Below are 25086 nucleotides of genomic sequence, written 5' to 3'. Positions count from 1 at the left end.
CTATGGCCTCTGAACGCGATCGCATTCTTATTGTCACCCGCAATATGCCCCCCCTGGTGGGCGGCATGGAACGCTTGAATTGGCACATTGCCCATGAGTTATCGCAATGTGCTGACGTGCGACTGGTGGCTCCGGCTGGTGCCGCCGCTATGGGGCCTGCATCGGTAGCCGTAACGGAGGTGCCTTTACGCCCGCTCCGGCGTTTCATCTTGGCATCCGCATGGCATGCAATTCGCACTGCCCAAGCATGGAAACCCCAGATCGTCTTTGCCGGTAGTGGCTTGACTGCCCCCGCGGCGTGGGCTGCCGCACGCATATGCGGCGCCCGTGCATGCATCTATCTGCATGGGCTTGATGCTGCTGTCAAACACCCTCTGTATAAAGCGGCTTGGCATCCCGCTATCCGCAACATGGACACGGTCATCGCCAACAGTCGAGCTACCGCTGAACTGGCTAGCGCGATGGGAGTCAGTCCAACGAAACTTCGCATCTTGCATCCGGGTGTTCATATCCCGGAGGAATCGCAGCCTGCCACCGCATTGGAAGCTTTTCGCCAGCGCCATGGATTGGGAAACTCCCGAGTCTTGCTATCCATCGGGCGTTTGACGGCACGCAAAGGGTTGCGAGAGTTCGTTCAACATGCCCTGCCTTCCATCGTTCGCGAGGCGCCAGACACCATACTGGTAGTGATCGGGGACGTCCCCGCAGACGCCCTGCACGCCAGCGTGCAAAGCAGAGACAGCATTCAGTCCGTTGCAAATAGTGCAGGCGTCGGACAGCACTTGCGGTTTCTGGGCACCATTACAGACTCCGCAGAACTCGCATGCGCATACGAATGCGCAACGTTGCACGTCTTTCCAGTGCGAAGCCTGCCCCACGACCCGGAAGGATTCGGTATGGTTGCGATCGAGGCCGGGGCGCATGGTATCCCTACCGTTGCATTCGCCACCGGCGGAGTAGTGGATGCTGTCGCAGAGGGCAGATCCGGACATCTTGTCATTCCTGACAACTATGAAGCGTTTGCGCGGGCTACATTGAACCTATTGAATGACAACCCAACAAGTTGGAGACCAAGAACGCGGACCTTTGCTCAGGGGTTTGGGTGGTCCATTTTCGGCCAAGAGCTACGACAGATATTGCGAGCATGAAAACGCAGCAGCAGGTCGATCCGGCAGGGGGGATGAACCGAGCAATCGCGACTGAGTCCACGTTGGCAACAATCACTGTCACATTCAATCCTTCGCTCTCGCAGTTGGAGGCACAACTGTACGTCTTGCCTGAACCCAGTATCAAGGTCATCGTCGACAATGCTTCGCATCCTGAATTGCGCGCAGAGGTGGCGATGCTCGTCAGGCGATTTCGAAACGTGCATTTGATCTGCAGCGAAACCAATCAGGGGTTAGCAGCCGCCATCAATCTAGGAGCACAATGGCTATCTGCTCTGGAACAAAAGCCCGAACTGGTGCTTCTCCTTGATCAAGACAGCGAGCCTCTGCATGGAAGTATTGAGGCGTTAATGACGGCGTTCTTGCAGCTGTCAAGCTCCGGTGACGCCGTTGGGGCCGTTGGACCGCTTCTGCAGGATCCGGTTACTGGCTTGACGCATGGATTTCATCAGAGCACGCGCTTGCGTTGGACGCGTGCTTATCCAAGTGCGTGCTCAAGCACGCCGGTGCCGTGCTCCAATCTCAATGGGAGTGGAACCCTGATGTCCTTGGCGCTTTTTCGTGACCTGGGTGGTCTTGATGAAGATCTATTCATTGATCACGTGGACACTGAATGGGCCTTTCGCATTTTGGCTCACGGCTACAAACTTTGGGGCATACCGAATGCTGTGTTCAAACACAGTATGGGTGAAGCCAGCACACGTATCTGGCTCTTTGGGTGGCGAGTCTGGCCGGTTCGCTCCCCAATCCGGCACCAATACCTGTATCGTAACGCCGTCCTGCTCATGAAGCGTCCCTATGTGCCCAGCGTGTGGAAGGTTTGGGCGATCGCAAAATTGGCTCTAACCGCCGGAGTTACCACTGTCGCTGGTCCATTACGCGTGCAGCAGCTCTCGAATATGTGGCGAGGCGTGGTGGTGGGATTGAAGTCGAGGACCGATTAGTATTTCTGCATTAATAAAAATGCATTGTTGCAGATTTTGTCTTGGCGGTATTTGACCGCCATCCGTTGGATTGTCCGCCCACTCTTATAGTTCTTGGGAAATTTTCGCGGAGCGAATGGCATGTGAGTAAATTTTCCAAGTCCCAGTCATCGTAGATCTTGTAAGAAATATGCAAAAAAAATCAAATTTAGCGACTGGAAACGGGCAGCCGGTATTCGCTGAGCCACTTCATGTGGGGCGCCCAAACGTGGGTGATGAGGCTGAATTCTTGGCTCTTGCACAGCAATTGCTTCGCCGAAGGTGGCTAACTAACAATGGACCCCTGGTACAAGAGCTGGAAAGCAAGATTGCCAGCCTGCACGGGGTAAAACATTGTGTGGCCATGAGCAACGGCACGATCGCCTTGGAAATTGCCATCCGCGCTTTAGGCCTGAGCGGTGAGGTGATTGTGCCTTCCTATACCTTCGTCGCGACTGCTCACGCCTTGTTCTGGCAAGGTATAACCCCGGTCTTTGCGGACATCGATCCAGCCACACACAACCTGGATCCAAGTGCTGTACAGCGCATGATCACGCCCCGTACCACCGGCATCATTGGGGTACATCTTTGGGGACGCCCAGCTCCTGTACAAGCTCTACAGCGGATCGCTGACGAGAACGGCCTTCAGTTAATGTATGACTCGGCACATGCTTTTTCCTGCAGCGTAGATGGAACCAGCATTGGCGGATTCGGACGTTGTGAAGTGCTCAGCTTTCATGCGACCAAGGTTTACAACACCTTTGAGGGGGGGGCGGTTCTGACTAACGAAGATAATCTGGCTGAAACCATGCGGTTGATGCGCAATTTCGGCTTTGCGGGCTTTGATAACGTTGTACATCCGGGAACTAACGGCAAGATGCCTGAGATAAACGCAGCAATGGGATTGGTCAACCTTCGCTCATTGTCGGATTTCATTGCAAAGAATCAACGGAACTATGAGCACTATACAAGGCTGCTGTCGCCTAATGATGATATTCGGGTGGTAAGGTTTGATGCTGAAAATAAGCCGAATTATCAATATGTAGTGGTTGAGGTTGATCCAAGCATTCGCGATAGGGTTGTGTCGGGATTGAATGCGCAAAATATCTTGGCTCGGAAATACTTTTGGCCAGGCGCTCATCGTATGAAGCCGTATCGGGATTTGTTTCCTCATGCGGAGCTATTGCTGCCGGCAACTAGGTATATTGCGGACCGAGTTATAATTTTACCTACCGGCATGTCGATGAATGACGATGATGTGCGCTGTGTGGCGGAGGTTCTTTCTGAGCTAGTTAGCCGCTGTAAGTCCACGTAAGGGCGTTGTGCCATGCACCTATTCGATCCTGGATATTTTACCGAATCCGATCTGCAGTCTGCGGGTTTCAGATCACTAGGGACCAATGTGATGATTGCGAAAAATTGCACAATCATCGGTGTGGAAAATATAGAAATAGGGAGCAATGTGCGTATAGACGGGTATACCTCCATCATTGCTCCAGGGGGCGGGTGGGTGAGAATAGGTTCATATGTGCACATTGGAGGGTACTCGTTATTGTCCGCCGGAGATGGCATTACATTGTGCGATTTTAGTGGGATTTCACAAGGTGTGAAAATTTATAGCCGATCGGACGACTATTCCGGGGAGCATCTCACCAATCCTACAGTCCCTGGGAAATTCACTGGTGTCACGGGAGGTGAGGTGAGGCTATGCCGTCACGTGATCATTGGCTCCGGAACTGTGATTCTTCCCAGGGTAATTGTTGGGGAGGGCGCATCAGTTGGTGCCCTTTCACTCATTACAAAGAGCCTGGACGCATGGGGTGTCTTTGCAGGACACCCTGCCAGAAAAATCAAAACTAGATCCAAACGACTACTTGACCTTGAGGAGTCTTTGCTTAGAGAGAATAATCTAAAATGAGTGGAGCTTCAGCATATCTGCATAATATGCGCGCAAGAAACTATTTGTTGAAAACAGTAAAACGCTTCATTAGATACACGCATGCTTGGAGTCGCTACGCTCCCGGAGTCTGCAATATGTGCGGTCGAGAAGTGCCCAGCTTCCTTCCGTATCGCATCGGTACTGCATCGATTTCTCCGATTTTGCGCGAATTGGATATTATTGGGTCTGACTTGGGACGATTTAGTTGTCCATTTTGTGGCTGTACTGATCGGGAGCGTCACCTATTGGCATTTATGCAGAGAAGCAATTTGCTGGAGCTTCGCGGAAAACAAGTGCTTCATTTTGCTCCGGAAAGGAATCTGCGTAAATATATCCAGTCGGTTCAGCCGACTGCATACATCCAGGGAGATTTATTTCCGGGGGAGCCTGAGATCACGCGTGTCGACATTACAGCGATCCAGTTCCCTGACGCCCAATTTGACCTGCTCATTGCCAATCATGTCTTGGAGCACGTTCCCAATGATATCGCGGCAATTAAAGAAATCGTGCGTGTTTTAAAGCCAGGCGGACACGCAATTCTTCAAACCCCTTTTGCCGCAAAGCTGGAGCACAGCTTGTCGCTCCCTCAGATCCGTTCGAGCGAAACACGCTTGTTGTTGTATGGGCAGGAAGACCACGTGCGGTTGTACGGCTCCGATATCTTCGGCCTGGTTACGTCCGCGGGTCTCATACCGAAAATACAATTTCACGGCGACTTGCTGCCGGATATGGATGCCCATCGATATGGAATGAATCTTCGCGAACCTTTCATGTGCTGGGTAAAGCCCTGATCTGCGCATGCGCGGCCGCCTTGCTCGAAACACGCTAATTGGAACCACTTGGCAGGCTGCCCGTGTGCTGTGCCAAGCCGCATGGATGGTTGTCATCGCGCGTGCACTGGGCCCCCATGGACTGGGAGTGTTGTCTGGTTTGTTAAGTCTTGCTACCACCCTGGCGGGACTGTCTGGGTTGGGGGGGGCAATGCTCCTGCTACAACGGGTGTCCCGCCAACCTCAGAGCTTCAGTCGATACTGGCGCCAGTCCCTCGTGCTGAGCTTGTCCAGCAGTGGTCTATTGGTCGCTGCCTTTCTTTTGCTCTCACCGCCTCAGCATAGTTGGATCCTAGTGCTGGCGATCGCTTGCTCGGATGTCGTTTGTGCGCCATTCATCGTGCTCTGCAGCCACGCCTTTCAAGCGCAAGAGAAAATGGGTTGGTATAGCGCACTTCCAACCATCAACGCGTTCTTGCGATTGGTAGCGGCTTTGGGTTTCTGGTTTTTCGTGCCTGGTCACGATTTTTCCGTCTATGCAATGCTGCACGCGCTGACCGGCTTGCTGAGCGCGACAATAGCCTTTGGCGTAGTACTCATCCTGCTGAAGCCAGGGCCCAGCCCCTTTGTGTGGTCAATGGAGGACGCCAGAGCAGGTTCCGCATTTTCCGCGCAGTGGTTCATTGGAAATGCCATCACGGAACTTGATAAAACCCTTGCACTTCGCATGGGTGGAGGGGACTTGGCTGGCACTTATGCAGCTGCGTACAGATTTGCAAGTGTTATGGCAATGCCAATCATTGCTTTCATCAGTGCGATTCAACCCCGTCTGTTTCGAGATTCCTCTGGACAACGTAAGCGACTACTACGGCATTCGCTGGTGGCAATTCTTGGCTGGGCGTTTGTCGGGGGAATCGCCTTGCAGTTAACTGCCCAGTTAATCCCAACGTTACTTGGCAGCCAATTCTCCCATTCGGCGGAATTGGCGCGCTGGCTGGCGCTGTGGATGCCGCTTTACGGCTTGCGGTTGCTCGGCACGAGCGTTCTTACTTCACAGGGACGACAACTGCTGCGCATTGGTGTTGAGTGCGCAGGGCTTGGTTTTATGTTGCTGCTTGCAGCATGGCTGATACCGCTTTGGGGGAGTATCGGGGCAGTGACTATGGCCATTGGCACAGAAGCCAGCGTTTGCATGCTAGCGTGGGCCGCAGTAGCCTGCTATCAGCGACGGTAAAAAACGCTGGTATTCTTAAATTTACGACTACCGTACTGTTTGCGTAGGTAACGCCACAATGACAACGGCATGCGCATCGCGCCACAGAGCACTGCCCCCATCACAGGCACAGGGCTTTCATTGCGCAGCCGCTGCGCCCATGACCATACAGCCCCCAGCTTGCCCTGTATTAGGTTTGCAACGGTTACTTGCTCGAAGAAATGAGAAACTGCCCTGCGCAGAGTAACCCGATCCACACCTGCCCCAAATGCGAATTTCAGGGCGTGCCAGAAGTTCTCATGAACCAAGCCGCGCATTGCAGCCCTCATAGAGGTAGTGGAGTTCCAGCGGTATGCCACAAACGGGTGATGCAGATAGCCCATTGGCCCAATTTCCGCCAGCCGGATAAGAAGCATGTAGTCAATGTATGGCATGGGAATTTCAAGTAAGCGCGTCTTATATTCTGCCCTGTATAAAAGACTGCCATGGCAGAGAAAATTGCCATTGCCTACCAAGTCCGACAGGCCAACCCTTTCTTTTTGATAGTTCGTAAAGAAACCGATAGGAGAGCCATCGTCCGAAATTACCAATGCGTTGGACAACACTGCGGGAGCGGTAGCATTTACTTTGAGAAAGGCAAGCTGCTCAGCCAGTTTACCCGGGAGCCAATAATCGTCCCCGTCTAGATGGGCGATGAATTGGCCTCGCGCGCGTCGAATCAATTGACTCAAATTAGCGCTCGGACCGAGATTTTTTTCATTGAAGATGGGGATTATTATGTCACCCCAGTTCTGCGCAAACGTTGTAACGATGCCTCGTGTTTCATCAGTCGAAAGATCGTCACCAACCAATATTTCCAGTTTTCCTGGTGGTAGCTGAGCCACCACGCTCTCGAGACATCTGGAAATATATCGTTGATGATTGTAGGTGGATATGCAGACACTAACGATTGGTGTAGTCACGGCGTCAACTTTCCCTCGAATCATAATAGACAAGGGTCGAACTGTCACAGTTGCCTGAGATGTTCAGAATGCATGGCTGAATCAGCACCGTGCTAATCTCGATCTCGATACATCAGCGTGGTGATTTGTTCGGAAATCAATCCCATCAAAAAAACCATTACACTACCGGTATACAGCAAGGCGCTCATATTGGTAAACCGCCCCTCGTGCCACCATGTCCACCCGTACCAACTCGATGCGAATGCGAACATGATAAAAGCCACTGGGGCAAATATCTTTAGTGGGGAAAACAGGGTGCCAATCTTGAAGATTATGAGAAAAAACCGTAAACCATCGCGTATCAAGCGAATGTGACTCTTGCCGATACGAGTTGCGGCATGAATTGGGACGTAAGCCACTGAATAGCCGGATCTAAAGAAGGCCATTGTGGAAGTTGTTGGATATGAAAACCCATTGGGTAACATATACAAAAACTCTCGGAACATGCGAGCTCGCGCAGCCCGAAAACCGGATGTCAAATCCTCTACGCGATGCCCCGTCATCCAGGAAGCTAGGCGGTTATATAAAGAGTTTGCTACATGGCGTCCTACGCTTGCCTGAGATCCCTTTTGGCGCGCCCCAACAACCAAGTCATGGCCTTGGGCTATGGCCGCCAAAAGATGAGGTATATCTGCAGGGTTGTGCTGACCATCGGCATCCATGAATACAATGATTTCTCCAGTCGCAGCGCGGGCCCCCGTCTTTATGGCTGCGCCATTTCCTTTGCTGTAATTGTGCTTCACTACTCGGGCCCCTGCCTGTTGAGCAATTTGTGCGGTTGCATCAGATGAGCCATCATCGACAACAATGACTTCTCCTCTAAGGGCACTTCGGGATATGAAATTCACCACGCCTGAGACAGTAGCTCCAATGGCGGCTTCTTCATTCTTCGCAGGCAAAACAACTGATATATCCATCGATTGTGAAATCATTGTGAGGGAAGCTGCTGCGCGTCCGGCGGAAAAGATGGGCCGTCCAGCGACTGTTTAATATCGGTAAGTGCGCGCCGCATGCTTTGCAAGGTATCACGCCATGCTGTATGTAATGCAGCGTTCGGTGCGTTGTCCACCACCTCATCGATCCATGCGATCGCCTCTTCTATGCGTTGCTCCTTGAATAGCATTGCGGAAACGAGTTGTGCTAATGAAATGGTTGGGTAGTCCCAGAAGGCCTTCTTTAAATAGTCAATATATTCGTTTGGGTCATTGCGTTGCTTCGCCATCAGTGCTAGCTCGTAATAGACATGATGACGAACTTTCGGCGAATGATTGACTTGGGGGCGTTCGAGAATTTCTCTCAGAAGCGCTTCGTATTCATTCTCTTTGGGTCTCGAGCACTTGCCATTTCGAACAGCTCCGCCAAATTTTGCCAGCCCGGTAGGTATGCCGCCCGGTGCCTGGAGTTTCGATACCAAATCCTGGATCTGCTTAAAACTCCTCGCCTGCTCTACTTCGCTTTGATTTTGGCATCGCTCGGGCATCAGTAGTATGGCCATGTCCAGTGAGCGCTGTTCCCTGATAAATTCATCAGAAAAATCAAACGCTGCCTTCTGATATCCCAAATCAAATAGATTCTGAGCTACTGCCTGTGCGGCACGGGTCGATTGAGGGTTGTTCTTCTGCCACAAATCATTGGCCAGCAAAGGTTGACCCCACAATGAAGTGAGCTGCACGAGTGAAGTGACAATGAAGGCTGCATAAACCAGTGCTAAAGTGCACGGCACCACCTTGCGATACGCGGCTGTCCAAAAATGATTTAATGCCAGTACGAAAAATAAACAAAAGCCTAGGCTTGCCAAATAATTCCGATGCTCGAAGTATAGCTCTAAAGGTATGAAAGTGGACTCCAGCTGATGTCCGGCAAAAAACCACAAAATTGCGGCAAAACCAGCCCATCCCAGTCCTCGGATACCAATGCTATATTTCTGGCTACGACCAACTTGTGCGGAGTACCACAGCAACGCCCCCCAGACAACTATGGCTACGTAGGGTGGTGCGTCAGTCCAGCCATATAGTCTGTGGTTATCGTGAAAGGGGCCAAGAAGTGCGGAGCGCGGTATTATGATTTGTCGAAGATATTCCAGTGAAATCACCCACTGTGTGGCGATATGCTCGTTCCATTGATAGCCTCGATACAACTCAAACACTTGGCCCAGTACGGTCCAATAAGAGAAAACATATACCAGCAATGCAGCGGCCACAGCGCTGGCGGCAAAAAAAATCCAGGCGCGCCAAACTAAGTTGGAGATTTCTATTTTCTGACGCTTCCATGTTGGATAAAAGCAGAAAATTTCGATCAAGAATGAGAAAGTGAGTGCCGTGGCTCCATTCTCCTTGCCCAAAATAGACAAAAATATCGTCGTTGCCAACCACAGGTTGATCAGCAGCATTCCACGAAAACCCGGGATCTTTCCACCTTGCAGCTGACGCATGACGACAAAGCCGTAGAGCGCCAGCAGCGAGAAAAAGGCAGACACATGTGTCATGCGCTGCACAGGCATTAGGACACTGCTCGCATGAATGGGAAGCCATAACCACAAGATCGCCGTTGCGAGCGCTAACCATTGCGAATGCACTCCCACCACCTTGGCAACAGGCGGGTAGACTAGCATCCGGCGCAACAGTAAGAATATCAATGCTCCATTCATGGCATGGACCACCAAGGTCAGTTGCACCATCCCCCAGGGATTGGTGGGCCAATCGTCGTAGCTTGCCAAGAAAGTCGCAAGGGACAGGGGGCGACCAAGAGGGCCTGATGTTCCTCCAAATACAAAGTTGATGACGCCGGCAGCATTGCTCGCTTCCGCAAGCGTCTTCAGATTTGCATAGTCATCAAACTGCCAAGTCAGGTTTTGGGCCAAGGCATACGCGAGGTAAAGGCACACAATGCTTGCGGCCAAGGCGGCTACAAATGCAATGCGATTGAGCAATGCCAACCGACGCAATGCCGGTGGTGGAGGTGTAAATAGATGCGGCACTATCGCGCTAGCTCCTGAAGGCGGTAGGCCGCCATTTGTTCGCGAAGTTGCACTGCCCTTGCCAGGTCAAGCTCCCGCCGTTGCTGATAGGTGTCAAGGTGCAATTCTGCCCGGTGATGTTCGTGTTGGCTTTTCCTCCATAGATGGCGGTGATCACTCCGCCCGTGCCAATGCTAATACTTTCAACATAAGATCCCCGCAGCGAAGCCGCAGATGCAATCCCTGCCGACGTGTTGTTGGCGGGAAAAGCGCCACGTGTGCTCCAGAACTGATAGATACCTTCCTTGGGTCGTGACATCAGCGTCATCCCCTCTGATACCTGCGTGCGGATGGTGTAGTCCTGATAAGCTGGTAACGCAATCGCTGCCAGAATTCCGATGATGGCCACAACAATCATCAGCTCAATCAGTGTGAAACCACCCGCCGCGTGACGCGCAAACGTTTTTGTCTGTAGTTGTTTCATGGCGCCTCTCTTACTAAGAACGATGTACTCCAGACTGGCCAAAAAAAAACCCGGCCATGCCGGGTTTTTCCGCATGGACTGTAACGTCCATCCGCTGACTGAAATCAACGGAATGCGTTCGGACGCCACTTGCGATCAAAGCTGCATGAGCCTACCCAAGTCAAGCTGCCCGTATTATCAACGGGGGTCAAGGTGCAAGTACCATTGTCGATCTTGGTGTTTGCCTTGCGCGTGGTGGCGCTAAATGTGGCAGTAATGACACCATCAGCGGCAACCGCCACACCAGAAACATAAGAGCCGACGATAGAGCCGCTCGAGGCTACGCCAGCGGATGCGTTGTTACCTGGGAAGCGGCCCTTATCAGACCAGAAATCAGCCACGCCATTCTTCGCGCCACCCATCAGGCTCATGCCTTCAGACACTTGCGTACGGATGGTGTAGTCTTGGTAAGCAGGCAGCGCGATGGCGGCCAGAATACCGATGATCGCCACCACGATCATCAGTTCGATCAGTGTGAAACCCTTTTGCAGGCTACGCTTCATAAGTCACTCCTTGGAGGTTAACGGAAAGTTGTCGGACGCCTTCGTATAAGCATATGGCGTGCCAGCTGGCTTGACGGGGCTTGTCAGGGTGTGAGGCACTACGAAAGGTAACGAAGGTGACAACTTTGTCGCCCCTGTGTGTCAGATTGTGAGCACATCGCCGGCGTACAACCATTGAATGTCATGCCCCATGTGCCCTCCGGGGGCGGTGCCGGCGTCGTCCCACTCGCGGCATTCGCGCATGATCAGTTCCGATTCGGACGGCTTGGTGTGCGTGATGTAGATGGGGCAGGCCTTGGCGGACAGGTGCGCCAGTTCATCGGCCAGTGTCATGGGCGACAGGTGCTGTGCGTTGCGTGCCAGGGTGCTCTCCCGGTTGCTGAATGCAGTTTCGATCACAAGTGCAGCCAGCGGTAGTTGGTTGACGCGGTGCCAGAATTCGGGGCAGTTGCCACCGGTGTCGCCGCTGAAGACCCACCAGCCGTTGGCTCCGCAGGCTGCGTACCCGACAGCCGGTACCGTGTGGCGGGCTGGAAGGACCTCGATGCCCACTCCCGCCACGTTCAGGCGCTCCCCCACTTTCAGCGGGCAGTACTTCACAAAGGGATCCGAAGGGCTGGGAATACGGCTGAAATCGGGCCAGATCACGCCATTGAAGATGTGCTGCTGCAGTGCGGCAAGCGTCTCGGCCAGCGCGTGCAATCGCAGCGGTGCGGTGCGGCGGGAGGCCACTGCATCCAGCATCAGGGGCAATGCAGCGATATGGTCCAGGTGCGAATGCGTGAGGAAAACGTCATCCACCGCCTGCATTTCTTCGAGCGTGAGGTCCCCCACCCCGGTGCCGGCGTCGATCAGTGTGTGGCTCTCGATCAGGAATGACGTGGTGCGGCAATCCTTTGCGATGGCGCCAGAACAGCCGAGCACGCGCACTTGCATGGTGATGGGTCCTGTTACTTGGTGTCGAAATGGGTGGTGCCATTCCAGTCAGGGTCGTAGGGTAACACTCGCTGCTCCTGCAAGCGCTGTGAATAGAACGCCAGCAGGTGTTCAAACTTCAGTGTGGCCTGAACGTCCGGCCAGAGGTGCTCGCACTGCGCCCAGTCTTGCGCACGGAATGCGGAGAGCCATTCGTGCCAGCGCGTCATGGCCTGCAGACTGCTCTCGGACAGATTCGCCCTGATGCCAAGCGGGTGGAATATCGCGATGGATTGTTCCTTGCCCTTGACGCGCACACGATCGAGCTCCAGCCAGGCAAAGTCCGGCACCTGATCGCGCGTGCTTTCACTCGCGACGACTTCCACTCCGTAGACCTTGCACAAGCCCTCCAGTCTTGAGCCGAGGTTGACCGCGTCGCCAATCACGGTGTAGCTGCGGCGCACGTCGGAGCCCATGTCACCCACGCACATCGGCCCGGTGTTGAGCCCCACGCCCACGCCGATGGCGGGCAGTCCTTGCGCTTTGTGTTCTTCGTTCACCACATGCACTGCCTGCACCATGGCGAGCGAAGCTTCGATGGCACACCGCGCGTGGTCCGGGGCGGCGACAGGCGCTCCCCAGAAGGCCATCACGCAATCGCCCATGTACTTGTCGATGGTGCCGCGCTGCTTGCGTATAGCCCGGGTCAAGCGGCTGAACAAGGTGTTGAGCAAGGCCTGCAGCTGCACGGGCTCCATGCGCTCCGACAGCGTAGTGAAGCCCCGTATGTCGCAGAACATGACGGTGAGCTCGCGCATGTCGGCCTGCATGCTGTAGTTGTCGGGCTCCTTCACCATTTCTTCCACCAGTTCGGGCGGGACGTAGGTGCTGAAGAGCGCCGCCAACTCGCGCTTGGAACGGCTTTCGACGAAGTAGCCGTAGACCATGTTCAGGGAGAACGCCAGCACGGCCATCACGATGGCGGTAGCCAGGGGCATGGCCAGGCCGTGGGCAAGGTACAGCCAGAGGTTGGCGCCAGCCAGCGCTGCAACCACCCCCAGACTCAGCAGCACGGCCCACGCGGCGGACAGCGCCGGCAGGGCGACAGCCAGCAAAAATCCGGCAGCCATCAGCTGAACTGCATCGAAGCCCACGACGTAGTCGGGCCGCACGATGCTCTTTCCGTCCAGGAATGCGGACAACATATTGGCGTGGGTCTCCACACCCGGATAGGTGCGGCCGACAGGTGTCACGCGCAGATCCAGCAGCGTGGGCGTGGTGGAGCCCACCAGTACCAGCTGGTTTGCCAGGCTTTGGGGAGGGAGCTTGCCATCGAAAACATCGGCCGCGGAAACATAGCGAAAGGATCCGCCATGGACATCGCCCGGCCCGCGAAAGGGAATGAGTGTGGTCAGCCGGTCATCCACAGGCAGCGGGAGCGCGCGCCCGTCCTGTTGCAACAGAATGCTCTGGAGAATGTCGTGGTCGCCCTCGGGCCGGGCCAGGGCAAATCCGGGGTGGACCTCTGGCAGTCCCACAGCCGTACGGTACATCGCGAGGGCCAGCGACTCGTAGTACTTGCCGTCGTGCTCTGCCAGCAGAGGCAGGGAGCGAACAACGCCGTCGTCGTCGGTGATCGAGTTGAAGAATCCCGCGACGGGCACTGCTGCGGCGAGCTCCGCGATGTTGCTGCTGAATCCGTCCCAAGAGGTCGCCTTCAGCGGCAAACTGCGCAGCCGCTCTTCGGGCAAGGCCGGTGGCGGCAGAACACCCTTCGTTCTGCTGTCGCGTCCATTGGTGAGGTAGTAGCCCAGGACAGCAGGCCGACCCTGGAGCGACTTGGCGAACAACGCGTCGTAGTCCAGCGACGGGGACAGTCGCGCCAACTGCCTCTGGAATGCGACTTGATCGTGCAACGGCCCCTGCGCCAGTCGCTCCAGGCTCTTGAGGCCCGAGCTACCGTCCGCTTCTGCGAACAGGACATCAAAACCCAGTACTGCAATCTGCTGCCGCTCAAACAGCTCGTGGGTGAGGGCCGCCATCTTGTCTCGCCCCCAAGGCCAATGCCCCAGGCGCTCCAGACTTCTTTCGTCGATATCGACGATGACGATGCGCTCATCCAGCGTCCGGGGCATCGTGGCGCGCAGCCGGGTGTCGTAGATGATGTTTTCCAGCCGCTCCAGCACCTGGAGATGGAGCACTCCGGAGATGTGCAGCAGGGCGAACACCAGCGGGATCAACGTGACCGCCATGCGACGCCCGTGGCGCTTGAACAGATGCGAGAGCCTGTGTCTCACAGATGGCGAAGGCGAGAAGCCTGGCTGGACCGCCCGGCGGGCGCGGGGCCCGGCACAGCGATCAGGTTTGTTCGAACTGCATTTCGGTTCCGGCCAACTCCAGCCGGTCGCCGTGCTTGAGCGGCACGGGTGAGCCACCGATGGACGTGCCGTTGAGCCGCGGGGTGTCCGGGCCCTCGACATGGGCCAGCACAAAACCTTGGTGCCGCTTGGTGATCGATGCGACGGCAACCCCTGGCTTGCCGATGGTGGTGACCACCTTCTGCAGGGAGACTTCACGCCCCGCCGCAGCGCCGGACATCACGCGGATGATGGCGGTGATCGGGGTGGCAGGCGCTGCGCCCAGCGGCGCTGGCCGGGATGCGGTGCCCAGAGGCGGCACCATCCCCGGCTTGAAGATCATGGTTTTCTCGAAGTTCTGGCCTTCGGCTTCGTGCAGGAAGCGAATCTTGTACTTGCCCACCTCGATGGTGTCGCCGTTGCGCAGTTCCTGGCGCTTGACGGCCTTGGCGTTCACATAAGTCCCGTTGGTGCTGCCCAGGTCCTCGATCTCCACATCCTGCGCCAGCATGTGGATCGCGGCATGCTCCCCGCTCACCGCGAGGTTGTCGATCACGATGTCGTTGTAGGGCCGGCGGCCGAGCGTCGTGCGCTCCTTGGTCAGTTGCACTTCCTTGATGACGACGCCGTCGATTGAAACGATCATTCTGGGCATGATCCACTCCTGATGTGATGAGTAATTGTTGTATTGGGGCCGTTCAAGCGGCTCCGAGCAATCGGGACACAAGGCTGCGTTTTTTGCCCCCTGCCGCAGCCTGTACCAGCAGCACGCTCACGTTATCACGCCCGCCGTTCGCATTGGCGGTGTCGATGAGCAGTGTGGCTTTTTCCTCCAGGGAGATCGGCGCACGGACCAGTTCGGCCAGATCCGCGTCGGCCACCATGTCGGTCAGCCCGTCCGAGCACAATAGGAACAGGTCGTTGGGCGCTACCTGGAATTCGTTGACTTCCATCATCACGTTAGGCTCCACCCCCAGCGCACGGGTGACGAGGTTGCGGTTGGTGGACAGCGCCGCCTGCTGGGCCGTCAGAAGGCCGGCATCGACTTGCTCCTGCAGCCAGGAATGGTCGCGCGTGATCTGTTGCATTGCACCATCACGCAAGCGGTAGCAGCGGGAATCGCCGATGTGGCCCAAGATAAGGCGGCTGCCATGGAAGACACCCACCACCAGCGTCGTTCCCATGCCCGCGTATTGGGGGTTGGACAGCGATGCTCCCAGGATGGCGTGATTGGCGTTCTCCACGCAGATCTCCAGTGCCCGCCGCACATCGGTGGTTTGCGGGGTGGTGCCGGCCTGGGCGAGCCATCTGGACATTTCGGTGCGGATGAAGGTGGTGGCCATGCCGCTGGCCACTTCGCCCGCGTTGTAGCCTCCCATGCCATCGGCCAGGATGGCGACCTGCGCATCGCGGTCGACGGCGACCGCGTCTTCATTGTTCGTACGCACGCGACCCTTGTCAGTCCGCGCGAAAAATTCGTAGGTCATGGATGTTGGGGCGAGCGTCATCGGGCGCTAGAAATCGGTGGGGACGCCGCACCCCGCCCCGCGGGTGGCTCCATCACGGTTTCCTGAAAATCCACCATTTCATGCCCTGTTGCATCGCGGTCCGCATCATAGACGACTGCCCCTGCCTGCGCCGCACCCGTTTGTCCAGCTCCGAAGCCCGCCCGATGCAGATCTTCGGCGAACTGTCGGCCTGTCTGGTAGCGCGCCTCAGGGCGCTTGTGCAATGCGGTCGCCACCACGCTCGCCACCGCCTGCGTTAGATCAGGCCTCAGTTGGCGGACATCGGGAGCCTCGACATTGGCGATCTTGTGCATGAGCTCCGTCATCGACTCGCCCCGTAGCGGCAGCGAGCCCGTCAACAGCTGAAACAGCGCGACACCCAACGAATAAAGATCAGATCTGCCGTCCACCTTCTTGCCAGCCAACTGCTCCGGCGACATGAAGCTGGGCGTGCCCAACACAAGTCCGGTGCGCGTCTTGCTTGAGTCCGTGATGCGCGCGATGCCGAAATCCGTCACCTTCACGGTGTCCGTCGCGCTGTCGTACATGATGTTGGCGGGCTTGATGTCGCGGTGCACCACCTGGTGCGCATGGGCGTAGTCCAAGGCCTGGGCCACGCGGCCGGCAATGGAGAGTACGGTAGCGACCGGCAGCAACTGATCGGGACGGCAGGCGTCGGCGAGGTCTGTGCCTTTGAGGAACTCCATGGCGATGTAAGCCAGATCGTGCTCTTCACCGGCGTCAAAAATGGTCACGATGTGAGGGTGCTGGAGGCGCCCCGCCGTCTCGGCCTCGCGAAAGAAGCGGGCCCGAGCGTCCACGAGTGCGTCGCCCTCGAACTCTTCGCTCAACGCCAGCGTCTTGATTGCCACCACACGGCCGATCTTGGGGTCCCGGCCCTGGTAAACGACGCCCATCGCGCCCTTGCCGATTTCCTTGACGATCTGGTAGCGGCCAAGCATCGGAATCACCGAGCCCGCATCCCCTGGCAGCCTGGGCATCTGAGGCGGCAGCGACGAGGGCGCGCCAGAAGGCGTGCTCGCGGGCGCGTCGGCGGCCTGCAACTGTGCGCGCACCTTCTTGTAGCGGCTGCGGGCGTCCTTGTACTCGCGGTTGTGCTGGAGCAAGTGCTTGTAGACGGCTTTGGCCTTTGCCAGGTCGCGTTTGCGCTCGAAGTCCTGGGCCAGGTGGTACAGATTGTCCAGCAGGGCGTCGCTCGGCGGCACCTTGCGCAGGCGCTCGAACGCCATGTCGAGCTGTCCCTGGCCCTGCAGTGCCAGGCCCATCATGCGGTCCGTCTCCGCGGCCTCGGACGACTGCGCAGAGCCCGCCGAGCCGCGCAGCCCCAGGGCCACGAACGCGAGCGCCGCCAGCAGCAGCGCCGCTGCACCGCTCAGCATGGGAACCCATGAGCCCGTGTAGCGCAGCAGGCCCCATTCCAGGCCCACCAATGCCACCGCCAGTCCGCCGGTGATCACCCAGGCCGTGCGACGGGGGAACCACGCAAGCACCAGGGCCGCCAACAGCAACGCGGCCAGTGCGCTACCCCATGGCATGGCGCCAGCCCATGCGGGGCGCTCCACGCTGTGGCCCTGGCGGATGGCCGATATCACGTGCGCCAACACTTCGACCGGGTACGCGCTGTGTCCGCCGGGCAGGGCCAGCGAAGCGGCGAGTGCGTCGCTCATTGCTCCCACCAGAACGATCTTGTCTTTGACGCTGCCCGGTGCGAATCGGCCCTGGATCACGTGGGTCAAGGAGGTCAATGGGAAGGCGGAAGCCGCACCCTCGCCAGGCGCAGGGAATCTTGGGCGCAGTCTTGCAAGGGCATCGGTAGCGACGTGCAAGCCCCCCAGCCGGAGTCCTGTGGCTCCGCCGTCGACGCGGACCTGACCGGGGCCCAGGTGCAGGCTGTGGCGTGCTGCCAGCACGGCAAGGGACGGCATTGCAGACTGTCCGTGGCGCAACAGCATAGGCACCTGCCGCACGACGCCATCCGCGTCTGCTTCCGTTGCGAGGTGGCCTACTCCCGCCGCCACTGCACCCAGCGTTTCGATGGGATGCTGCCCCATCGCCGCAGAGGCAGCGAGGGCTCCGGGGTCCTGCAACGCGCTGCGCTGGGCAAAGGGAGGGAGTGGGGGGACGGCGCCCGTGTGAGCGGGCGTGTAGCGTGACACCAGAAACACATTTCCTGCCCGCTCCATGCTTGCGGCCAGGCGAGCATCGGTGTCCAGGCTGCTTTCAGCTTCAGCGCCCAGGCGGGCAATCTCGACGGCTGCGGCAGATGTGTCGCCACTGCGCGCCAGCGCCTCCCGGATCTTGCGGACGTGCGCGAGGCCACGATCAGACTGGGGCTCGAAGAAGGGGTCCGTCAGTACGATCGTCTTGGCGCCCGCCGCGGCCAGCCGGTCAACCACCTGGGCATACACGTCGCGGGCCCAGGGCTGGGGGCCCAGGGCCTTGATGCTGGCGTCATCGATACCAACGATGGCGATCTCTGCCAACGGGGGCTGCGACGAAGTGCTGACTGCGGTGTCATAGAGCCGGTTTTCCAGCTGGGTGACAGTGCCGCTGGCGGCCAGCAGCGCAGTAGCTGCGGCCGCCATCAGAACGGCCAGAAAACCGTCGGTACGCCAGGTGCCGCGTTGCCGTCCCGAGGTTGTTCGTCCCACTTGCTATCGTTCCGCTCTGATCAATGGAGCAACTTCGAAGCAATATCCGCGCCCAACGGTGAACGATGCTTTTCGTGGCCCGCCGGTGCCGGGCGCAGTGTCTTGGTCGGCCTGTGGTGCCGTTCTTGTCGCGCCCGCAAAAGATGGCAGCGATCCGCTGCCATTTTTGTCACACACGTGGCGTGTGTGCCTGCGGCTCAGGCGGCGGCTTTGCGGGAGCGATGGGCCCAGAACTTGCCCGCGCCGACGACGAGCGCCGCGCCCAGGGCGGCCGCCACGTAGTGCAGCGAGGGGTGCGCCACCACATAGCCGTGCAAGGCGGCGTCGTTGGCAATGGTTTCACCGCCCACCCAGCCGATCAGGGCGGCGCCCAGCAGCACGATGACGGGAAAGCGCTCCATCAGCTTGATCATCAACGTACTGCCGAAGATCACGAGTGGAATGCTGATGGCCAGGCCCAGCACCAGCAGCACCACATTGCCGTGGGCGGCCGCGGCGACGGCGATCACGTTGTCCAGGCTCATCACCAGATCGGCGATCAGGATGGTGCGCACGGCGGCCATGAGACTGCCGTAGGTCTTGGACTCGCCCTCGTCCTCCTCGTCATCGCTGAGCAGCTGAAAGCCGATCCACAGCAGCAGGCAGCCGCCGATGATCTGCAGGAACGACAGCTCCAGCAGCTTGGCTGCAACGACGGTCAGCAAAATCCGCAGCACCACGGCCGCGCCAGAGCCCCAGAAGACTGCTTTTCTTTGCTGATGCGGGGGGAGCGAGCGGGCCGCGAGGGCGATGACCACGGCGTTGTCGCCCGAAAGAATGATGTTGATCCAGACGATCTTCATCAGGCCGATCCAGAAATCGGCACTTTGCACGAACTCCATACTGAACTCCACTGTTATGAATGCAAGAAGCGCCGGGAACCAGGGTTCCGAGCGCTTCTCTTTTTATTGGAGTGGCCAGTTTATCTGGCCTGATGGCGGCAGGCGTCCGTAATTGTGCTTACGAATGCCCTCGCCGATGTGTGGCTGCTTACTTGAGCTGAGCCTTGAGCAGCTTGCCCAGTTCCGAAGGGTTGCGGGTGATGATGAAGCCCGACTCTTCCATGATGGCCAGCTTGGCATCGGCCGTGTCGGCACCGCCGGAGATCAGGGCGCCCGCATGGCCCATGCGCTTGCCGGGAGGTGCGGTCACGCCAGCGATGAAGCCCACGATAGGCTTCTTCATGTTGGCCTTGCACCACTGGGCGGCTTCGGCTTCATCGGGGCCGCCGATTTCGCCGATCATGATCACGGCGTCGGTATCGGGATCGTCGTTGAAAGCCTTCATCACATCGATGTGCTTCAGGCCGTTGATGGGGTCGCCACCAATGCCCACGGCGCTCGACTGGCCCAGGCCCACTTCGGTCAGCATGGCCACGGCTTCGTACGTCAGCGTGCCGGAACGGCTCACGACGCCGATGCGGCCCTTGCGGTGGATGTGGCCGGGCATGATGCCGATCTTGATCTCGTCGGGCGTGATCAGGCCAGGGCAGTTGGGGCCCAGCAGCAGGGTCTTCTTGCCGCCGGCAGCTTCCTTGGCCTTCATCTTGTTGCGCACTTCCAGCATGTCGCGCACAGGGATGCCTTCGGTGATGCAGATGGCCATGTCCAGATCGGCTTCGACGGCTTCCCAGATCGCGGCGGCAGCGCCTGCAGGCGGCACGTAGATCACCGACACGGTCGCGCCGGTCTGCGTCGCAGCTTCCTTGACGGAGGCGTAGATCGGGATGTTGAAGATCGACTCACCGGCCTTCTTGGGGTTCACGCCTGCCACGAAGGCGTTCTTGCCGTTCGCGTATTCCTGGCACTTTTCGGTGTGGAACTGGCCAGTCTTGCCCGTGATGCCCTGGGTGATGACCTTGGTGTCTTTGTTGATGTAGATCGACATGTGTGTTCTCCGGGCTTACTTGACGGCAGCAACGATCTTGGTCGCGGCTTCGGCCATGGTGTCTGCAGCGATGATGGGCAGGCCGGACTCGGCCAGCATCTTCTTGCCCAGCTCTTCGTTGGTGCCCTTCATGCGCACGACCAGCGGCACGTTCAGGTTCACGGCCTTGCAGGCGGTGATCACGCCGGTGGCGATGGTGTCGCACTTCATGATGCCGCCGAAGATGTTGACCAGGATGCCTTCGACCTTGGGGTTCTTCAGCATGATCTTGAAGGCTTCAGTCACCTTCTCGGGGGTGGCACCGCCGCCCACGTCCAGGAAGTTGGCAGGCTCGCCGCCGAACAGCTTGATGGTGTCCATGGTGGCCATGGCCAGGCCGGCGCCGTTGACCAGGCAGCCGATGTTGCCATCCAGGCTGATGTAGGCCAGGTCGAATTTGGAGGCTTCCACCTCGGCCGGATCTTCTTCGTCCAGGTCACGGAAGGCCACGATTTCGGGGTGGCGGAACAGCGCGTTGGCGTCGAAGTTGAACTTCGCGTCCAGGGCCATCAGGTTGCCCTTGGAGTCGCAGTTCAGCGGGTTGATTTCCACCAGCGACGCGTCGGTTTCCATGTAGCACTTGTAGATCTTGGCGAAGATGTCCACAGCCTGGTCGATGGAAGCGCCGGTCAGGCCGATGGCTGCTGCCACCTTGCGGCTCTGCGCTTCGGTGATGCCGGTCAGCGGATCGATCATCTCGGTGATGATCTTCTCGGGCGTGGAGTGGGCCACTTCCTCGATGTCCATACCGCCTTCGCTCGAAGCGATCAGGGCGACCTTCTGCGTGGCGCGGTCGGTGACCAGCGACACATACAGTTCGTTCTTGATGTCGGCGCCGTCTTCGATGTACAGGCGGCGGACCTTCTGGCCTTCAGGGCCGGTCTGGTGGGTCTTGAGCTGCATGCCCAGGATGTCGCCGGCCAGCTTCTTGACGTCGTCAATGGTCTTGGCAACCTTCACGCCGCCGCCCTTGCCACGGCCACCGGCGTGGATCTGGGCCTTCACGACCCACACGGGGCCGCCGAGCTTCTGGGCTGCTTCGACGGCTTCTTGCACCGTGAATGCGGGAATGCCACGCGGAACGGGCACACCAAAATTGCGCAAGATTTCCTTGCCTTGGTATTCGTGAATCTTCATGAGGTCTCTCTCAGGGAAGGGTGGTAGTTACCCGTTTGCCATGAACATTTGTCTGGCCGCGGGCTTGGGACATGGCAACCCGCGACTGTATCATGCTGCAACGCACCATCCTTGTGCAGACCTGACGACCCCAGGGTCACCCCGTGGGGATCCACCTTGTTTCCAGCGGTGATCTCGCCGCCTTTCTTGCAGGAGCAACTCATGTCCAAAGTCTTTATCGATGGCGAAGCCGGCACCACGGGCTTGCAGATCCGTGAGCGCCTGCAGTCCATGCCGCAGGTCGAGCTGGTGAGTATCGCGCCTGAGCTGCGCAAGGACCCTTCCGCCAAGCGCGACCTGATCGCGGGCGTGGACCTGGTGGTGCTGTGCCTGCACGACGATGCTGCTCGCGACACCGTGGCGATGGTGGACGGCATCACGCAAAGCACTGGCCGCAGGATCAAGATCATCGATGCCAGCACCGCGCACCGCACCGCGCCGGGCTGGGTGTTCGGCTTTCCCGAACTGGCCGCAGGGCAGGCGCAGGCTGTGGCGCAGGCGGATCGGGTATCCAACCCCGGCTGCTACGCCACGGGCGCGATAGCGATGCTGCGCCCCCTGGTGGATGCGGGCCTGGTGCCCAAGGACTTTCCGCTCGCGCTGCCTGCGGTGAGCGGCTATTCGGGCGGCGGCCGCACCATGATCGAAGCGTACGAAGCAGGCACCGCTGCGCTGTTCGAGGCGTACGCGCTCACACTGCAGCACAAGCACTTGCCCGAGATCCTGCGCTACACCGGCCTCACCCGCCGGCCCATCTTCGTGCCATCGGTAGGCAACTTCCGCCAGGGCATGCTGGTGCAGCTGCCCTTGCACTTGGACCAGCTGCCCGGCGCGCCCAAGGCGGCCGACCTGCACGACGCGCTGGCGGCGCACTATGCCAAGAGCAATACGTCCGAGCAGTGGGTCAGCGTGCTGCCCCCCACGGCCGACGGGAAGCTCGACGCCACCGCCCTCAACGACACCAACAAGCTGGAGCTGCGCGTGTTCGCGAACGAAGAGCATCGCCACGCCGTGCTGATCGCGCGCCTTGATAACCTGGGCAAGGGCGCCAGCGGTGCCGCCGTGCAGAACCTCAAGTTGATGCTGGGGCTCTGAGGGGCTCTCTGCGCTCGGGCGACCCGTTGCTGGTGGCCTAAACCTCCGGCGCCTCGCCGCGCACTACGCGCGATGTGATCTCGCTGGAGAACCCGCGCGTCATCAGAAACCGTACCTGCCGCGCGCGCTGCCGTGGGTCTTCGGCCACTGCGCCGAACTTGCGCTGCCATACGGCGTACGCGCGGACCCATTCGGTGTCCTGCAATTGGGCGAGCGCATGTTGCACGGCGTCAGCGTCGATCCCCTTGGCTTGCAGTTCCTGGCGGATGCGGCTGGCGCCCAGGCGGCTGGCGCGCTGGTGGAGCACCGACTCCACCACCCTGTCCTGGCTGATGAAATCGCGGGCCTGCAGGTCGTCCAGCAGGGCCGCCAGGTCGTCGCCCTCCTGCACATGGGGGCTGAGCTTGCGCTGCAGTTCACAGCGCGAGTGTTCGCGCTGGCTTAACAGCCGCAGCGCTCGCCCTTTGAGCGACAGTGTGGTGAAACCCATGGCCGGTTGCTATTGTATTAATAGCTAAAGCCGCTTGCCAATCAAGCGGTAGCGGGCTATTTTCTTGAGAATTCGCGCTTTTTCGGTCTGGCTTACTCGTCGCTCGCGCCGGCTACCAGCGCTGCGGGCAGCAAGGCCACGCCCAAGCCTTCGCGCACCTTGTTCTCGATTTCGCGGGCCAGATCGGGGTTCTCGCGCAGGAACTCGCGGGCGTTGTCGCGGCCCTGGCCGATCTTCTCGCCGTTGTAGGCATACCAGGCGCCCGACTTCTCCACGATCTTGGCCGTCACGCCCATGTCGATGATCTCGCCCTCGCGGCTGATGCCTTCGCCGAACAGGATGTCGAACTCGGCGGTCTTGAAGGGCGGGCTCACCTTGTTCTTGACCACCTTGACCTTGGTTTCGTTGCCGATGGCTTCGTCGCCCTTCTTGATGGTGCCGGTGCGGCGGATATCCAGGCGCACCGAGGCGTAGAACTTGAGCGCATTGCCGCCGGTGGTGGTTTCGGGGCTTCCGAACATCACGCCGATCTTCATGCGGATCTGGTTGATGAAGATGACCATGCAATTGGTCTTCTTGATCGTGGCCGTGAGCTTGCGCAGCGCCTGGCTCATCAGGCGGGCCTGCAGGCCGGGCAGCGAGTCGCCCATTTCGCCTTCGATTTCCGCCTTGGGCGTGAGCGCGGCCACTGAGTCCACGACGATCAGGTCCACCGCGCCCGAGCGCACCAGGCTGTCCACGATTTCCAGCGCCTGTTCACCGGTATCGGGCTGGCTGATGAGCAGGTCGGGCACGTGCACCCCCAGCTTTTGGGCGTACTGGATGTCCAGCGCGTGCTCTGCATCGACGAAGGCGCAGGTGCCGCCCTGCTTTTGCATCTCGGAGATGACCTGCAGCGTGAGCGTGGTCTTGCCCGACGATTCCGGGCCGTAGATCTCGACCACCCGGCCGCGGGGCAGGCCGCCGACGCCCAGGGCCACGTCCAGGCCCAGCGAGCCGGTGGATACCACCTGGATGTCTTCGATCACCTCGCCTTCGCCCAGGCGCATGATCGTGCCCTTGCCGAACTGTTTTTCGATCTGGGCCAGCGCAGCCGCCAGCGCCTTGGCCTTTTCGGTGTTTGCGGGGTTGGTGCCTTTGACTGCGACGTCCATGAAAAACTCCTAGTAAAAACAACGGGTTGGATGGTTGCATCCGTTCTGCGGTTAATCACAGGCTGGATGCTTGAACAGTAGTTTATGCGACCTGTTTCGCCAAAACCAAGTGGTATTTAGTCAGTTTGCCTGACAATGTGGCATGGCCGAAAGCTCCCCGCCCAGCACCCCTGCCCACCCTCCGTCCGGGGTTGCCTGGGCCCGCGCCGACGACGGCTGGCGCCAGACCCACCTCGGTCGTCTGCTGGGGCATGCGATGCGTCGCTTCGACGCGCGGGTGCTGGAGCTCATGGCGCACAACGTGGAGGTACCGCTGGCGCTGTCCAACCTCGCAGCGCGCGACCAGGTGACGGCAGCGCATGTGCACATCACCCGCCACCTGGCGCTTTCGGGCGACCGGCTGACCGACCTGGCCCAGCGTGCCGGCATGACCAAGCAGGCCATGGCCAACCTGGTCGACCAGTGCGAAGCCTGGGGTCTGGTCACGCGCGAGGCCGACCCGCGCGATGCGCGCGCCCGGCGCGTGTCCTTCACACCCACGGGGCTGGCATGGCTGCAGGCATTCCACGACGCGGTGGCTCAGGCCGAGGCTGAGTTCCGCAGCGAAGTGGGCAACGAAGTGGCGACGGTGGTGGCCATCGGGCTGGAGGCCTACGCAGGTGGCGACGCGCAATGGCTGGTCCGCGACCGCGCGGGCTGAAGGTGTCCCGCGGGCTGCGGG

23 protein-coding genes are annotated in these 25086 nt (G+C 58.8%); 8 read left to right on the top strand and 15 right to left on the bottom strand.

The annotated features are described in order from the left end of the window. Positions 1 to 2: 2 nt before the first annotated feature. The 6 genes from KW835_RS10595 to KW835_RS10570 all read left to right on the top strand — a co-directional run bounded on the left by KW835_RS10595 (position 3) and on the right by KW835_RS10570 (position 6071). Entirely contained in the window at positions 3 to 1148 is a 1146-nt protein-coding gene (locus KW835_RS10595; protein ID WP_218382336.1) for a glycosyltransferase family 4 protein, read from the top strand. Beyond that, complete coding sequence (locus KW835_RS10590; RefSeq protein ID WP_218382335.1) at positions 1145 to 2110, top strand: glycosyltransferase family 2 protein; 966 nt, start codon at positions 1145 to 1147, stop codon at positions 2108 to 2110. Before KW835_RS10595 ends, KW835_RS10590 begins: the two co-directional genes overlap by 4 nt. A 169-nt stretch (positions 2111 to 2279) precedes the next feature. Next, positions 2280 to 3443, top strand: a complete 1164-nt coding sequence (locus KW835_RS10585; protein WP_218382334.1) for a DegT/DnrJ/EryC1/StrS aminotransferase family protein — start codon at positions 2280 to 2282, stop codon at positions 3441 to 3443. 90 nt (positions 3444 to 3533) lie between these two features. Next, positions 3534 to 4046, top strand: coding sequence for an acyltransferase (locus KW835_RS10580; protein ID WP_255593450.1), 513 nt, complete (start codon positions 3534 to 3536; stop codon positions 4044 to 4046). Positions 4047 to 4072: 26 nt separating this feature from the next. After that, on the top strand, positions 4073 to 4858 hold the full coding sequence (locus KW835_RS10575; RefSeq protein WP_218382332.1) for a bifunctional 2-polyprenyl-6-hydroxyphenol methylase/3-demethylubiquinol 3-O-methyltransferase UbiG: 786 nt from the start codon (positions 4073 to 4075) through the stop codon (positions 4856 to 4858). A 7-nt stretch (positions 4859 to 4865) separates the two neighbouring features. Beyond that, entirely contained in the window at positions 4866 to 6071 is a 1206-nt protein-coding gene (locus KW835_RS10570; RefSeq protein WP_218382331.1) for a lipopolysaccharide biosynthesis protein, read from the top strand. On the opposite strand, the gene KW835_RS10565 is transcribed toward KW835_RS10570, so the two are convergent. The 13 genes from KW835_RS10565 to sucC all read right to left on the bottom strand — a co-directional run bounded on the left by KW835_RS10565 (position 6059) and on the right by sucC (position 21587). Next, positions 6059 to 7012 carry a glycosyltransferase gene (locus KW835_RS10565; protein ID WP_218382330.1) on the bottom strand — a complete coding sequence of 318 codons (954 nt, stop codon included), beginning with the start codon at positions 7010 to 7012 and terminating at the stop codon, positions 6059 to 6061. The genes KW835_RS10570 and KW835_RS10565 overlap by 13 nt on opposite strands. A gap of 92 nt (positions 7013 to 7104) precedes the next feature. Continuing rightward, positions 7105 to 7983 carry a glycosyltransferase family 2 protein gene (locus KW835_RS10560; protein ID WP_218382329.1) on the bottom strand — a complete coding sequence of 293 codons (879 nt, stop codon included), beginning with the start codon at positions 7981 to 7983 and terminating at the stop codon, positions 7105 to 7107. Then, entirely contained in the window at positions 7980 to 9986 is a 2007-nt protein-coding gene (locus KW835_RS10555) for a lipopolysaccharide assembly protein LapB (RefSeq protein ID WP_218382328.1), read from the bottom strand. Before KW835_RS10555 ends, KW835_RS10560 begins: the two co-directional genes overlap by 4 nt. A gap of 49 nt (positions 9987 to 10035) precedes the next feature. Further along, positions 10036 to 10491 (bottom strand): pilin, encoded by a 456-nt coding sequence (locus KW835_RS10550; protein WP_218382327.1) that lies wholly within the window; start codon positions 10489 to 10491, stop codon positions 10036 to 10038. 104 nt (positions 10492 to 10595) lie between these two features. Then, positions 10596 to 11033, bottom strand: coding sequence for a pilin (locus KW835_RS10545; protein ID WP_218382326.1), 438 nt, complete (start codon positions 11031 to 11033; stop codon positions 10596 to 10598). 141 nt (positions 11034 to 11174) lie between these two features. Next, positions 11175 to 11969, bottom strand: a complete 795-nt coding sequence (locus KW835_RS10540) for an MBL fold metallo-hydrolase (protein ID WP_218382325.1) — start codon at positions 11967 to 11969, stop codon at positions 11175 to 11177. Positions 11970 to 11983: 14 nt separating this feature from the next. Continuing rightward, positions 11984 to 14200 carry a CHASE2 domain-containing protein gene (locus KW835_RS10535; RefSeq protein ID WP_218382324.1) on the bottom strand — a complete coding sequence of 739 codons (2217 nt, stop codon included), beginning with the start codon at positions 14198 to 14200 and terminating at the stop codon, positions 11984 to 11986. Between the two features lie 106 nt (positions 14201 to 14306). Then, a complete protein-coding gene (locus KW835_RS10530) occupies positions 14307 to 14960 on the bottom strand; it encodes an FHA domain-containing protein (RefSeq protein WP_218382323.1) in 654 nt (217 codons plus the stop codon). A 43-nt stretch (positions 14961 to 15003) separates the two neighbouring features. Beyond that, positions 15004 to 15792 (bottom strand): Stp1/IreP family PP2C-type Ser/Thr phosphatase, encoded by a 789-nt coding sequence (locus tag KW835_RS10525; protein ID WP_218382322.1) that lies wholly within the window; start codon positions 15790 to 15792, stop codon positions 15004 to 15006. Between the two features lie 17 nt (positions 15793 to 15809). Then, positions 15810 to 18485 carry a serine/threonine-protein kinase gene (locus KW835_RS10520; protein WP_339385531.1) on the bottom strand — a complete coding sequence of 892 codons (2676 nt, stop codon included), beginning with the start codon at positions 18483 to 18485 and terminating at the stop codon, positions 15810 to 15812. Positions 18486 to 18682: 197 nt separating this feature from the next. Next, on the bottom strand, positions 18683 to 19366 hold the full coding sequence (locus tag KW835_RS10515) for a TerC family protein (protein ID WP_218382321.1): 684 nt from the start codon (positions 19364 to 19366) through the stop codon (positions 18683 to 18685). Positions 19367 to 19514: 148 nt separating this feature from the next. Then, positions 19515 to 20411, bottom strand: coding sequence for a succinate--CoA ligase subunit alpha (sucD, locus tag KW835_RS10510; RefSeq protein ID WP_218382320.1), 897 nt, complete (start codon positions 20409 to 20411; stop codon positions 19515 to 19517). A 15-nt stretch (positions 20412 to 20426) separates the two neighbouring features. Then, complete coding sequence (gene sucC, locus KW835_RS10505; protein ID WP_218382319.1) at positions 20427 to 21587, bottom strand: ADP-forming succinate--CoA ligase subunit beta; 1161 nt, start codon at positions 21585 to 21587, stop codon at positions 20427 to 20429. Between the two features lie 201 nt (positions 21588 to 21788). On the opposite strand from sucC, the gene argC reads away from it, so the two are divergent. Next, entirely contained in the window at positions 21789 to 22721 is a 933-nt protein-coding gene (argC, locus tag KW835_RS10500; protein ID WP_218382318.1) for an N-acetyl-gamma-glutamyl-phosphate reductase, read from the top strand. 37 nt (positions 22722 to 22758) lie between these two features. On the opposite strand, the gene recX is transcribed toward argC, so the two are convergent. Together recX and recA are read right to left on the bottom strand one after the other, a co-directional pair. Next, positions 22759 to 23211, bottom strand: a complete 453-nt coding sequence (gene recX, locus KW835_RS10495) for a recombination regulator RecX (protein ID WP_218382317.1) — start codon at positions 23209 to 23211, stop codon at positions 22759 to 22761. A 92-nt stretch (positions 23212 to 23303) separates the two neighbouring features. After that, the gene (recA, locus tag KW835_RS10490) at positions 23304 to 24365 is read right to left on the bottom strand and encodes a recombinase RecA (RefSeq protein ID WP_218382316.1); all 1062 of its coding nucleotides are present in this window, start codon (positions 24363 to 24365) and stop codon (positions 23304 to 23306) included. A gap of 142 nt (positions 24366 to 24507) precedes the next feature. Here recA and KW835_RS10485 point away from each other — a divergent pair, with 142 nt between their 5' ends. Next, on the top strand, positions 24508 to 25065 hold the full coding sequence (locus tag KW835_RS10485; protein WP_218382315.1) for a MarR family winged helix-turn-helix transcriptional regulator: 558 nt from the start codon (positions 24508 to 24510) through the stop codon (positions 25063 to 25065). Positions 25066 to 25086: the final 21 nt, after the last annotated feature.

Origin of the sequence: Acidovorax sp. sic0104, assembly GCF_019219095.1 — a bacterium.
GTDB lineage: Bacteria > Pseudomonadota > Gammaproteobacteria > Burkholderiales > Burkholderiaceae_C > Acidovorax.
The sequence above is the reverse complement of the archived record's forward strand: the minus strand, read 5'-3'. Positions and strand labels throughout refer to the sequence as shown.